At 67.4% G+C, this 12196-nt stretch carries 11 protein-coding genes and 1 pseudogene; 1 reads left to right on the top strand and 11 read right to left on the bottom strand.

Translation table 11 applies throughout. The annotated features are described in order from the left end of the window. The first annotated feature begins 659 nt into the window (after positions 1 to 659). On the top strand, positions 660 to 1232 hold the full coding sequence (locus H590_RS0103045) for a phosphatase PAP2 family protein (RefSeq protein WP_028702402.1): 573 nt from the start codon (positions 660 to 662) through the stop codon (positions 1230 to 1232). A gap of 12 nt (positions 1233 to 1244) precedes the next feature. Here H590_RS0103045 and H590_RS0103040 read toward each other — a convergent pair whose 3' ends face one another. The 11 genes and pseudogenes from H590_RS0103040 to H590_RS0102990 form a co-directional block, all read right to left on the bottom strand. Next, on the bottom strand, positions 1245 to 2405 hold the full coding sequence (locus H590_RS0103040) for a DNA-processing protein DprA (protein ID WP_028702401.1): 1161 nt from the start codon (positions 2403 to 2405) through the stop codon (positions 1245 to 1247). Continuing rightward, the gene (locus tag H590_RS0103035; protein ID WP_036980769.1) at positions 2405 to 3931 is read right to left on the bottom strand and encodes a YifB family Mg chelatase-like AAA ATPase; all 1527 of its coding nucleotides are present in this window, start codon (positions 3929 to 3931) and stop codon (positions 2405 to 2407) included. The genes H590_RS0103040 and H590_RS0103035 overlap by 1 nt, the downstream gene beginning before the upstream one ends. Next, positions 3928 to 4428, bottom strand: coding sequence for a YraN family protein (locus H590_RS0103030; RefSeq protein ID WP_084149232.1), 501 nt, complete (start codon positions 4426 to 4428; stop codon positions 3928 to 3930). The genes H590_RS0103035 and H590_RS0103030 overlap by 4 nt, the downstream gene beginning before the upstream one ends. A gap of 140 nt (positions 4429 to 4568) precedes the next feature. Next, the gene (locus H590_RS0103025) at positions 4569 to 4877 is read right to left on the bottom strand and encodes a DUF2469 domain-containing protein (RefSeq protein WP_028702398.1); all 309 of its coding nucleotides are present in this window, start codon (positions 4875 to 4877) and stop codon (positions 4569 to 4571) included. Next, the gene (locus H590_RS0103020) at positions 4874 to 5488 is read right to left on the bottom strand and encodes a ribonuclease HII (protein ID WP_028702397.1); all 615 of its coding nucleotides are present in this window, start codon (positions 5486 to 5488) and stop codon (positions 4874 to 4876) included. Before H590_RS0103020 ends, H590_RS0103025 begins: the two co-directional genes overlap by 4 nt. Positions 5489 to 5508: 20 nt before the next feature. Then, positions 5509 to 6343: pseudogene (gene lepB / locus H590_RS0103015) on the bottom strand (signal peptidase I); the annotation flags it as partial. A 163-nt stretch (positions 6344 to 6506) separates the two neighbouring features. Further along, positions 6507 to 6860 (bottom strand): 50S ribosomal protein L19, encoded by a 354-nt coding sequence (rplS, locus tag H590_RS0103010; RefSeq protein ID WP_028702395.1) that lies wholly within the window; start codon positions 6858 to 6860, stop codon positions 6507 to 6509. 114 nt (positions 6861 to 6974) lie between these two features. Beyond that, positions 6975 to 8327: a hypothetical protein gene (locus tag H590_RS0103005; RefSeq protein ID WP_161625993.1), complete on the bottom strand. Its 1353-nt coding sequence runs from the start codon at positions 8325 to 8327 to the stop codon at positions 6975 to 6977. A 340-nt stretch (positions 8328 to 8667) separates the two neighbouring features. Next, positions 8668 to 9441 (bottom strand): succinate dehydrogenase/fumarate reductase iron-sulfur subunit, encoded by a 774-nt coding sequence (locus tag H590_RS0103000; RefSeq protein WP_028702393.1) that lies wholly within the window; start codon positions 9439 to 9441, stop codon positions 8668 to 8670. Beyond that, positions 9438 to 11462: a fumarate reductase/succinate dehydrogenase flavoprotein subunit gene (locus H590_RS0102995; protein ID WP_097798645.1), complete on the bottom strand. Its 2025-nt coding sequence runs from the start codon at positions 11460 to 11462 to the stop codon at positions 9438 to 9440. The genes H590_RS0103000 and H590_RS0102995 overlap by 4 nt, the downstream gene beginning before the upstream one ends. Next, positions 11462 to 12121, bottom strand: coding sequence for a succinate dehydrogenase cytochrome b subunit (locus H590_RS0102990; RefSeq protein ID WP_028702391.1), 660 nt, complete (start codon positions 12119 to 12121; stop codon positions 11462 to 11464). Before H590_RS0102990 ends, H590_RS0102995 begins: the two co-directional genes overlap by 1 nt. Between the last annotated feature and the right edge of the window lie 75 nt (positions 12122 to 12196).

Here is a 12196-nt window from a genome sequence, read left to right as displayed (position 1 = left end):
TCAACGGCAGACTCGAACACCTCCGCGGCATCGCCCTGGGCTTCCGCAACGAGGTCCACTACCGACTCCGAAGCCTCCTGGAGACCGGAGGGTTCAGACCCCGACTACACCCTGGATCCTGAAGAGCCGGTAAAGACGCAGTCCGATCCCAGCCCCCACATAGTCTCCTCTTTGACGGCTGCGCCGGAGAGGAAGCTGATCAACTCGTCATCCCGCCGCACTTGGAGGACACGCTCGAGCCAGACGGTAATTCGCTATCAATTCCGCGAACTGCCGTCCTTCCTCTCCTTTCTTCTTGTCCGACGCCCCCACACGACCCCGAGCCCCACGGACGCAGCCAGTAGGACCGCCAGCACTCGCACAAACAGTTCCTGATGATTGTTCGAGAGCAGGTCGATCCCCCAGAACATGAGAAGAGACAGGGTGGTCGTCACCAGGAACGCAAGTACATCACCACGTGAATACTTCATTTGCACAGAGAACCCCCAACAGGGTCCAGCAAGACGCTCTTGAAAGTCATAGTCAGGACGCTACCGCTCGGACCGGTGACAATTCTCGGGATCGCGGGCAGGAACTGGGCGTCGGGCGCGGAAGACGCGCGCTCATCGCGGTCGGGGGTGCGGTGCGGGGGCGACCCGACAGCAGCAGGTGCCGTTACGATGGCGGTGTCGACGAGAATCCTCGGGGTGATGGCCATGACCGTCCTGGACCGCCTGCTCCACCCCGGCATCGAGCGCGCGCGTCGACTCATGGAGATCGACGACGCCCGGGCCGCCTCGACTCCCGACGACCCCGATCCCGATCTGAGGCGGCTCGCGTCGCGGCCCGCACACCACGGCTCGGCCCTGGCCGGACGGATCGCCAGTCCCCCGCACATCGTCTCGCTGGTCTGGACCATCACCTGCCTGGTCACCCCCACCGACCCCCGGACCCGACTGATCTGCCTGACCGTGGGACTGATCTGCCTGGTGGCCGGCCCCTACCTCACCCTGGCAGTACTCCTGAGATCCGGATCGGTCAGCGACGAACAGGTGGTGCGCCGCACCGAACGCCACCGGCTCTACATCCTCATCCTCGCCTGGATCGGCGCCGGAGCCCTCTGCGCCGCCGCCGTGCCGCTGCTGGCCTGGGCTCGGGTCGACGAGGGCCGCCACACCCGGCTCCAGGTCCTGCTCGGCACCGCCCTGGGCGCCCTCGGCGGAGCCAGCTACCTCCTCTACAACATCGACTGAGGCACGTCGCCCTCACCGCGGTGGCGGGCCGCCCTGCAGCCTGACCGACCAGGTGCCGTTGTCGTGACGTTGCGCCCGTCCGGCGTCCTCGAGCGCATCCAGACCGACGAGGCAGTCCTGAATGCTCTGTCCGGCCTCCAGCGCGATCTCGTCGGCCCCGACCGCGCCGCGAGCCGGGAGCGCCTCGTAGACGTCGCGCAGTTCGGGTGCCAGCGCGTCCAGCGGCCGGGAGGGACCCGGCTCCCAGGGCAGGTCGGGTTGGATCGGTCCCAGGTCCCGCCGGATGTCGTCGGCGTCGCGCACCAGGATGGCGCGAGCGTCGCGGATCCACAGGTTCGGTCCCGCCGACCGGCTGGACGACACCGGACCGGGCACCGCCATCACCGGTCTCAGCAGTTTCTCGGCCCAGTTGGCCGTACTCAGGGCACCGGAACGCCGTGATGCCTCCACCACCACCACGCCCATCGAGACTGCGGCGATGAGCCGGTTGCGCGCCAGGAAGCCGGGCCGGGTGGGGTGGGCTCCCGGTGGTCGCTCGGAGACCATCAGTCCCTCGGCGAGAATCTGCTCCAGCACCCCGACATTGCCGCGCGGGTAGAGCTGGTCCAGCCCGCCGGCCTGCACGCAGACCGTCACCCCGCTGGCCGCCAGGGCACCCCGGTGGGCCGCGACGTCGATTCCGTAGGCCCCTCCCGAGATCACCGTCCAGGGGTCCGGCTGGCCGACTCTCCTGCAGGCCAGGTCGTGAGCCAGGTCCATGGCGACGTCCTGGCCGTATCCGGTGGCCGCCCGGGACCCGACGATTCCCACCGCCCGGTCGGTGACCAGGGCGAGATCCAGCGGGCCACGCAACCACAGCCCGGCGGGAGCCCCTGCCATTCCCTCGTGGGTGGGCCCGCCGGCCAGATCGTCCAGACGCGCCGGCCACTGCCGATCCCCGGGGATGATGAATCGGATGCCCAGCGTCTGGGCCCGTTCGACCAGCTGCTGGAGCTGCAGCGTCCTGGCTCGAGCCTGCCAGGAGGGGTACTGCTGGCCGTCGCGGACCCGGTGCCACAGTTCGACGCCGGTCCACCGCTGCAGGCCCTCGGCCAGGGCCGGACTTGCCGGCTCGCTCACCGCGCTCAGGGCGGCTCTGGCCACCCTCTCCTGTGTCCACTCCCCACTGGTCATCATGTCTCCGCTCGTCTCAGCGCCATGGCGGCGCGTAGCTGGCTGGCGCCGATCCGGTCCGTGCCGGCCAGGTCGGCCAACGTCCATGCGATTCTGAGCACCTTGTCGACCCCGCGGGCGCTCAGCCGGCCCCGGGCGAGGGCCTCCTCCAGGACCTCGGCGTCCGAGGGGGCCGGCAGGCTGCGCCTCAGGTAGGAGCCGGGGATGTCGGCATTGGTGCGCCACGGCGTCTCCGCCAGCCGTGCCGCGGCACGCTGCCTGGCATCGGCCACCCGGGCGGCGACCGTGCTGCTGGACTCGGCGGCGGGCATGATCCGCGACCCGAGCAGAGCGGCGCTGGTGAGCGGCCGCATCCGCTGGTGCACGTCGACCCGGTCGAGGATCGGTCCGGACAGTCGCGCGGCGTAGCGCATCACCGCCTGTGGTGTGCAGGTGCACCGCCCAGAGGGATCGTCGGCCATCCCGCAGGGACAGGGGTTCAGTGCCGTCACGAGCTGGAAGCGGGCCGGGTAGCGGGTCTGCGCCTGGGATCGTCCTATCGTGACTGTTCCGGTCTCCAGGGGACCGCGCAGGGCATCGAGGACGCGGGGTGGGAACTCCGGCGCCTCGTCCAGGAAGAGCACCCCGCGGTGGGCCAGGGAGATCGCCCCGGGACGGGCGATCCTGGGGCCGCCGCCGACCATCGCGGCCATCGACACGTTGTGGTGAGGTGCCGACAGCGGCGGCCGGGTGATCAGTCCCCCGGCGGGGTTGGTGCCCGCCAAGGAGTGCAGGGCGGTCACCTCCAGGGCCTCCTGCTCGATCAGGGCCGGCAGGATGGTCGGCAGTCTGGCCGCGATCATCGACTTTCCGCAGCCCGGCGCCCCGCGCAGCAGGAGGTGGTGGCGACCTGCCGCGGCGACCTCCAGGGCGAATCGGGCCTCCTGCTGGCCGATCACCTCATCGAGATCCCCACCGCCGTCCTCGATCTCCTCGGTCGGGTGCTCAGACTGCGCTGGTGGCATCAGCAGTGAGCATCCGTTGAGCACCGCGACCAGGTCCTTCAGACCGGTCACCGGCCAGATGGTCAGCCCCTTCACCAGCGCCGCCTCGCGGTACTGGGAGGCGGGCACCACGGCGCGCTCGAACCCGGCAGAGCGTGCCGCGAGCAGGGCGGGCAGGACGCCGCGCACCGCCCTCACCCGGCTGTCCAGGCCGAGCTCGCCCATCAGCACGGTCGACCCGAGCAGCGTCCTGTGCACGACGCCGACGCTGGCCAGGGTGGCGGCGGCGATCGCCAGATCGAAGTGGGTCCCGGCCTTGGGCAGGGATGCGGGGGTGAGGTTGATGGTGAGCAGCTGGCTGGGCCAGCCGAGCCCTGCCGCCGCCACGGAGGCGCGGCACCGGTCGCGGGCCTCGTAGAGGGCGGTGTCTGGAAGGCCGACCAGCACAGTGCGCGGCAGGCCCCCGCCGGTGGCCGCCTCGACCTCCACCATGGCCCCCTCCATGCCGACCAGGGCGACCGACCAGGCGCTCGCCCCGGTCATGAGATCCCCCGCACGTGGGTGATGACCGGGGGCCGCCCGCCGATCCGCTGGACGCCGATGGCGTCCAGCCTGATCCGGGGGATCCAGCGCGGACTGGCGCTGAGCCAGGCCAGCGCCAAGCTGCGCAGCTTGCGGACCTTGGCCACCGTGATGGACTCCAGCGGATCCCCGAAGCCGGTTCCGGAACGGCACTTGACCTCGACCAGGACAAGGGTCTCGGTGGCCGGGGTGGGGCCCGGTTCCAGTGCGACGATATCGATCTCGCCGATCTCGCACGCCCAGTTGCGGGCCATCACGTGCCATCCCAGGCAGCGCAGGTGATCGAGGGCGACGTCCTCCCCCCAGGCTCCGAGCCGGGCTCGTGGGTCGTTGCGTCCCCGCAGGGCGGCCCCTCGTGGCGTGGTGACGAGCTGTGCGCCGGCGGGCGGGGACAGGGACCAGGGGGCAGTGGCGTCCAGGGGTGCCGGAGCGGGGTCCGGCGGTGGTTCAGGGGTCATCGTGACCACCTCCTCACCGTCACGTATGGCGGTGGGAGGGCGGATCGGTCAGTTGTCCACAGACCAGTTCCTGTGAGTCTGAACCCGCGGGACTGTCCACAGGTCGGCGTGGACCCGTGGCATTCCGGCGGAACCGAGGGCTACTTCTCGGGGACCTCGAGCTCGGAGTGGACGATCTCCTCGATGGAGACGTCCCGGAAGGTCAGGATCTTGGCGGTCTTGACGAACCGTGAGGGTCGGTACATGTCCCACACCCAGGCATCGGCCATCGAGACCTCGTAGTACACGTCATTTCCCTCGGTGCGCACCTTGAGGTCGACAGCGTTGCACAGGTAGAAACGGCGTTCGGTCTCCACCGCGTAGGTGAAGATTCCGACCACGTCCTTGTACTCCCGGTAGAGCTCAAGCTCGACCCGGCTCTCGTACTCGTCAAGATCGTCGGCACTCATGATGCATGCACTTTAGCCGCTCGGACCACATTGGCGTATGTCAGCCGGTGCTGGGGGCTGGGGCCGAGCTCCTCGAGGCGCTGCTGGTGGGCCCGGGTGGCGTATCCCTTGTGGACCGCGAAGCCGTACCCGGGTATCTCAGCGTCCATCGCCACCATGATCCGGTCCCGCACCACCTTGGCCACCACCGACGCCGCCGAGACGCAGGCGCACACGTCGTCCCCCTTCCACATTCCCAGACAGGGGACGCCGAGGCCGTCCACCGGGAAGCCGTCGCTGATGACGTATCCGGGGCGCACGGACAGTCGTGCCACCGCCCGTCTCAGGCCCTGGATGTCGGCCTCCTGGATGCCCAGTCGGTCGCACTCGGCGGCCGGCACCGCCACCCATGCGCTGGCCCGGGCATGGGTCATGATCTGCCGGTAGCACTTCTCGCGGGCCCGCGGGGTGAGCTTCTTCGAGTCGGCCAGGCCGGGGATCTGTCCACCTCGGCCGTCGGCCAGGATCACCGCGGCGGCCACCATCGGTCCCGCGCAGGCTCCGCGCCCGGCCTCGTCGCAGCCGGCGACCGGGCCCAGTCCGACCCGTCGCAGCAGCCTTTCGGGACCCAGCGGTCCCGGCCCCACCATCCTCATGGTCGGGGGCAGGACTCGCCCAGGCAGATGGCGGCGCGCGCCGGCGCCCTGGAGGAGCGGTCCTCGATGCCGTCGAAGGCTGCGGGGGTGCGCAGCACGCGTATTCGCGACAGCGGGACGACGACCGCCTTGGCAGGTCCGACGACGTCGCCTATCGGCACGAATGCCGAGGCCCCGGTGTACTCGTCGCCGACATCGCTGAGATGGAACCGGGAGTCGCCCGAGGCGTCGCGGTGGTCACCCATCACGAAGATCCGGTCCTTCGGCACAGTCACCGTGAACGCGATGGACGAGGGGGCCACCGTCTGGCCGTTCTGCTGGCGGTACAGATAGTCGGACTCGTCGAGGGCCTTACCGTTGACGCTCATCCGGCCCTGAGAGTTGCAGCAGGAGACGGTGTCCCCGGGCATCCCGATGACTCTCTTGATGAGGTAGTTGGAGCTGGTGTTGGGCAGCAGCCCGATGAACTCGAGGACCTGGCCGGGGACCGACCGTTTCGCCGGATCCCCGCCGAGCCAGTGCTCGGAGTCCCTGAAGACGACGATGTCGCCCCGTTTGAAGTCGGTGACCTTGAGGGCCTCGACGCGGTCGCCGATCTCCAGGGTCTGTTCCATCGACCCAGACGGAATGACGAACATCTGGCCGACGAAGGCCCGCATCCCGGCGGAGATGATGAGCGCCCCCACCACGATGAGCACAAGCTCGGTGAGCCCTCCGCGCAACCGACGCCATCCGGAGACGGAGCTCTGCGAGCCCTCGGGTTGACTTTTCCTCGCCACGGTCGTCCTTGCCGGCGTCCTCCGTGTCGCGGGTCCATCCCGATGCGCGACGCCATCGGCATTCTAGTCATCGCCGACATGGCGCACAGCGGTCCGGTGCTCGTCGGTCACAGGCCTCCCGGCGGGTCGATCCTCACCTCTCGACAGCCTGCTGCCACAACAGAAGGACCCCCGCCGTGGCGGGGGTCCTTCCGGAGCGAGTGTGCGGGGTCAGCTCACCGGTTGGCGTGCTTGTCCTTGATCTTGGCGGCCTTGCCGCGCAGACCGCGCAGGTAGTACAGCTTGGCGCGGCGCACCCGGCCCTCGCGCTCGACCTCGATGTGGTCGATGATTGGGGAGTGCAGCGGGAAGGTCCGCTCGACACCGGTTCCAAAGCTCAGCTTGCGGACCGTGAAAGCCTCCTGGATGCCGCCGCCGGTGCGCGAGATGCACACGCCGGTGAACAGCTGCACACGGGAACGGCTGCCCTCGACGACCTTGACGTACACCCGGATGGTGTCGCCGGTGCGGAAGTCGGGGATGTCGTCGCGCATGGCGGCCTTGTCGATCTCCTGGATGATGTTGCTCATGAGATGTCCTCGCCGGTGCCACAGGTCACCTGGTGCTCGAAGTATGGTGTGAGGCCCATCGCGCCGGACGGTCCCCCCGTGGCAGGAGCCGGCGCCCACAGGCACAGTCCACAATTATGACATGCTCGGCCTCGCGGCGCCATTCATGTCGTCGGAGCCTTCGGTGGTTCGGATACCGGCTGGGTCATCACGGACTCGCAGAACCACCGGCACGGCGTGAGGCCGCACCTTCTCCTCCAAGAAGTGGAGGCAGACTGCCGCGGTCACGGCGAACCCCATCGCGACATCCCTGAAGACGAACCAGCTGTGAATCTGGGAGTGGCTCCTCATAATCTCCAGGTATCCGGGAACATACAGCACGGGAATGAGTAGGACGAGCATCCCCACCAGACTGTGACGGTCACGCAGGAGCAGCCACGCGATGATGACCAGGGCGAGCACGATCACCATTGTCAGCACGTACTGCGAGAGCGGGTAGGACAGCCACATGCGGAAATTCGTCATGGTGGTCGCTCCGGGTTCCAGATTAACCGCGTAGTGGCGGCCAGTAGATGACACGTCGCCATCGAGACGGAACTTCGCCGTGTTCCTCACGTTGCTGACTGTCGTCCTCCCGCCGTTGTAGGGCATCGCCTCGATCCATCTCGCCACCCAGGTGCCCACGAAACCGACGAGCCATCCAAGAGTCGATGACGCCAGAAAGACCAGCGTGGTGCGTATCCGACGGCTCCCCGTCCAGCCCACCAGACCCGCCATCGCGACAGTCAGGGCACAGGATGCCGGAGGGTTCGTCAACAGATCCATGAATGCGAACAGGCCGCCCGAGACCACCGCGAGGTAGCCCACGGTCTGCCACTTGCGGCCGAACTGCAGCATCATCGCTCCGGTGGCCAGAATGGTCGCCTGGGCCAGCGCGTGGGTGAACTGCGAGGTCAGCGCCAACAGATCGGTGGTGCCCAGATAGACGCCGATCAGCCCGATCGCCGCCCACAGGCCGGCGCGTTTCGCCAGCATGACGGCGAGGTAGAACACCGCGGCCACCAGGCACAACAGCGACACCACCCGAGCCATGTAGACCCCGCCCAGTGCCAGCGCAGGCCTGGAGACCACTGAGAAGCCGGACCAGTAGCGGATATAGGGGCTCGCGCCACCGGTGAGCTCGTTCGGGTGCCTCTTGAAGTGCCCCATCATCACCGCGACCTGAGGTCCCCCGGTGCACCGCGGAACCATCGAGACCCGCTTCCACAGCGGCATCTGCGAGTGCGCCGGAAGAACGCCGATGCAGTATCCGATGGTCTCGGTGAAGGTGTCGGTCCGGTTGCTCAGCCCGTTCGGCTGATAGCTGGCCGAGTTGAGCCCGCTCCGGGACTGGGCGACGACCTGGTTGATGATCCGCCCGTTGGGAATCGCGAACCCGATAGCCAGCAGCACTGTGCACCCGACGATGGTCGCGAGAAGCGTCGCCAACACTTTGAGGATGTATCGCCAGACCACTCGCCACCAAACGGCGGTCTTGTTGTGTGTCACGAAGCGCCCTCCCTCGAGGTCCTGAATCCACCCACGGGATTCACAAGCGATCAATGTACGATCCGCATCCTGCCCGACACGGCAGATGGGCCGGCCCCAGGAACCGGCCCATCCTGGCGACACAACCTGGGACTCACCCCTGCGCAGAGCCCCCGCCATGGGGGTTGCGAGGGGGTCGTCCCCCACTCACCAGCCGAATGGCCAGCGAGGCGGGACTCACCCCTGCGCAGAGCCCCCGCCACGGGGGTTGCGAGGGGGTCGTCCCCCTGCCTCGATCAGCTCAGTCTTCCTTGCCGTCGTGCTTGAACAGCGAGGCGATGAGATCGCGGTTGAGCTGGCTGATCGACTCCAACGGAATGCCCTTGGGGCAGACCGCGGCGCACTCGCCGATGTTGGTGCAGCCGCCGAATCCCTCGGCGTCCTGCTCGGCCACCATCGACTTCACGCGCAGCACCCGCTCCGGCTGGCCCTGAGGGAGCATCGCCAGGTGGGTGATCTTCGCCGAGGTGAACAGCATCGCTGAACCATTCGGGCAGGCCGCCACGCAGGCGCCGCAACCGATGCAGGTGGCGGCGTCGAAGGCGCGGTCCGCGCGCTTCTTGTTGATCTGGACGGCGTGCGCGTCGGGGGCTGCACCGGTGTTGACCGAGATGTAGCCGCCGGCCTCGATGACGCGGTCCAGGGCGGAGCGGTCCACGACCAGGTCGCGCAGCACCGGGAAGGCCGCGGCCTTCCAGGGCTCGATGGTGATCGTCGAGCCGTCGGCGAAGGAGCGCATGTGCAGCTGGCAGGTCGTGGTGCGGACCGGCTGGGCCACACCCTGGCCGCCGTGGGGCACGCCGTTGATGACGACGCCGCACTGGCCGCAGATGCCCTCGCGGCAGTCGGAGTCGAAGGCCACCGGGTCCTCGCCCTTCTCGGTGAGCTGCTCATTGAGCTGGTCGAGCATCTCCAGGAAGGACATGTCTCCCGAGACCCCGTCGAGGGTGTACTCGACCAGACGTCCGTGGTCGTCAGCATTGCGCTGACGCCAGATACGCAGATTGATTTTCACTTGTAGCTCCTCTGCTTGACCTGGATCGAGTTGTAGATCAGCGGTTCCTTGTGCAGGACGGGCTTGTGACCCTCACCGGTCCACTCCCAGGCGGCGACGTACTGGTAGGTGTCGTCGTGACGCAGCGCCTCGCCCTCCTCGGTCTGGGACTCGGCACGGAAGTGCCCGCCACAGGACTCGCGACGGTGCAGGGCGTCGATGCACATCAGCTCACCAAGCTCCAGGAAGTCGGCGAGACGACCGGCGCGCTCGAGGGTCTGGTTGAGCTCCTCGTTGACGCCGGTGACCTTGACGTTGGTCCAGAACTCGTTGCGCAGGTTGCGGATGAGACCGATGGCCTTGACCAGGCCGGCCTCATTGCGCTCCATGCCGCAGTACTCCCACATGATGTGGCCGAGTTCCTTGTGGATCGAGTCCACCGTGCGGGTGCCGTTGATCGACAGCAGCTTGTTGACACGGCTCTCGACGCCCTGACGGGCGGCCACCACGGCCGGGTGCTTCAGATCCACCTTGGGGAACTTCGGGGAGTCCGCCAGGTAGTCGGTGATGGTGTTCGGCAGCACGAAGTAGCCGTCGGCCAGACCCTGCATCAGGGCCGAGGCGCCCAGCCGGTTCGCACCGTGGTCGGAGAAGTTGGCCTCTCCGCACACGAACAGCCCGGGGATGGACGACTCCAGGTCGTAGTCGACCCACAGTCCGCCCATCGTGTAGTGCACCGCGGGGTAGATCCGCATCGGAACCTCGTAGGGGTTCTCATCGGTGATCCGCTGGTACATGTCGAACAGGTTGCCGTACTTCTTCTCGACGGCGTCCTTGCCCAGTCGGCCGATGGCCTCGGCGAAGTCGAGGTAGACGCCGCGGGAGCGCATGTGCTCCGTGCCGTCGTGATCGATCTCCTTGACCTTCGGTCCGACACCGAGACCCTCGTCGCAGCGGTACTTGGCCTGCCGGGACGCGATGTCACGGGGAACCAGGTTGCCGAAGGAGGGGTAGATCCGCTCCAGGTAGTAGTCGCGGTCCGCCTCGGGGATCTGGCGGGGGTCCTTCTCGCAGTCCTCGGCCTTCTTGGGCACCCAGATGCGACCGTCGTTTCGCAGCGACTCCGACATCAGGGTGAGCTTGGACTGGTTGTCGCCGTGCACCGGGATGCAGGTGGGGTGGATCTGCGTGAAGCAGGGGTTGCCGAAGAAGGCGCCCTTGCGGTGCGCCCGCCAGGTGGCGGTGACATTGCAGCCCATGGCGTTGGTCGACAGGAAGAACACGTTGCCGTATCCGCCGGTGGCCAGAACGACGACGTCCGCCAGCCACTCCTCGATCTTGCCGGTGATCATGTCGCGGGTGACGATGCCGCGTGCGCGGCCGTCGGCGACGATCAGCTCGACCATCTCGTGGCGGGTGTGCATGTGCACGGTGCCGGCGTTGACCTGACGCTCGAGAGCCTGGTAGGCGCCGATCAGCAGCTGCTGACCCGTTTGCCCACGGGCGTAGAAGGTGCGCTGCACCTGCACGCCGCCGAAGGACCGGTTGTCGAGCAGTCCGCCGTACTCGCGGGCGAACGGAACACCCTGGGCGACGCACTGGTCGATGATGTTCGCGCTCACCGCGGCGAGCCGGTAGACGTTGGTCTCACGGGCGCGGTAGTCACCGCCCTTGACGGTGTCGTAGAACAGCCGGTAGACGGAGTCGCCGTCGTACTTGTAGTTCTTGGCGGCGTTGATGCCGCCCTGTGCTGCGATCGAGTGGGCGCGACGCGGGGAGTCCTGGTAGCAGAAGTTCTCCACGCGGTAGCCGGCCTCGCCGAGGGTGGCTGCCGCAGCGCCGCCGGCGAGCCCCGTCCCGACGATGATGACGGTCATCTTGCGGCGGTTGGCCGGGTTCACCAGACGCGAGGTGAACTGGCGGTCGGGCCACATCTTCTCGATCGGAAGGCTGACATTGGCCTTCTTGTCCTGAATGTCTTCACCGACCTGCCAGTACTGGCCTGCCAGTTCGGCATTGGTCTCTTTGGCTGAAGTGGACATCAGTTGGCCCCCCCGACGATGTTGAAGAAGATGAGGAACGGAGGCACCAGGAAGCCGACGAAGATGACGGCTCCGACGGCCCACGAGCACAGCCGCAGGACCTTGCGGGTCAGGCCCGAGACGTTGGCTCCGAGGGTTGCGAAGGCGCTCCAGAATCCGTGGCTGACGTGGGCGCAGATCGCCGCCATCGCAATCACGTAGATGACGATGAAGACCCAGTTGCCGAAGGCCGTGAAGACCATCCCGGCGCGCCCGTCAGGACCGTCGTGGGGATTGCCGAAGGCTGCCGGAGCGATCGTGAACTGCAGCAGGTGCATGATCACGAACAGCACGATGATGATGCCGCTCCAGATCATGGTCCGGGCCGCGTACGAGTTGTTCGGCGACAGGGACTTCTTGATCGAGTAGCGTCCTCGACCGCCGCTTCCCTTGACGTTCTGCTTGGTCACCCGGGAGGCGGACCAGATGTGCAGGATGATGCACAGCAGCAGGACGCACCGGAACATCCACAGGAAGGTGTCTCCGGGCAGGATCGGGTTGAGGATGGTGCGCAGGAATCCCGCGTAGTGGTTGAAGTCCTCGACGCTCATGAGGATCTTCAGGTTGCCGAACATGTGAAAGAGCAGGAACAGGACCAAGATCAGGCCGGTGACGGCCATAAGGGCCTTCGCCGCGACGCTTGATCGCACCGCTCTCTGATGAGTACTAAGTGTTGTAGTCGCCACGGCGACACC

The organism is Acidipropionibacterium jensenii DSM 20535 (genome assembly GCF_000425285.1).
Lineage (GTDB): Bacteria > Actinomycetota > Actinomycetes > Propionibacteriales > Propionibacteriaceae > Acidipropionibacterium > Acidipropionibacterium jensenii.
This window is presented reverse-complemented; position numbering and strand designations above follow the sequence as displayed.

Bases quoted from the DNA above. Each gene is read 5' to 3' on its own strand.
- H590_RS0103045 (WP_028702402.1), top strand. From the start codon at position 660: ATGGCGGTGTCGACGAGAATCCTCGGGGTGATGGCCATGACCGTCCTG.
- H590_RS0103040 (WP_028702401.1), bottom strand. From the start codon at position 2,405: ATGACCAGTGGGGAGTGGACACAGGAGAGGGTGGCCAGAGCCGCCCTG.
- H590_RS0103035 (WP_036980769.1), bottom strand. From the start codon at position 3,931: ATGACCGGGGCGAGCGCCTGGTCGGTCGCCCTGGTCGGCATGGAGGGG.
- H590_RS0103030 (WP_084149232.1), bottom strand. From the start codon at position 4,428: ATGACCCCTGAACCACCGCCGGACCCCGCTCCGGCACCCCTGGACGCC.
- H590_RS0103025 (WP_028702398.1), bottom strand. From the start codon at position 4,877: ATGAGTGCCGACGATCTTGACGAGTACGAGAGCCGGGTCGAGCTTGAG.
- rplS (WP_028702395.1), bottom strand. From the start codon at position 6,860: ATGAGCAACATCATCCAGGAGATCGACAAGGCCGCCATGCGCGACGAC.
- H590_RS0102995 (WP_097798645.1), bottom strand. From the start codon at position 11,462: ATGTCCACTTCAGCCAAAGAGACCAATGCCGAACTGGCAGGCCAGTAC.
- H590_RS0102990 (WP_028702391.1), bottom strand. From the start codon at position 12,121: ATGGCCGTCACCGGCCTGATCTTGGTCCTGTTCCTGCTCTTTCACATG.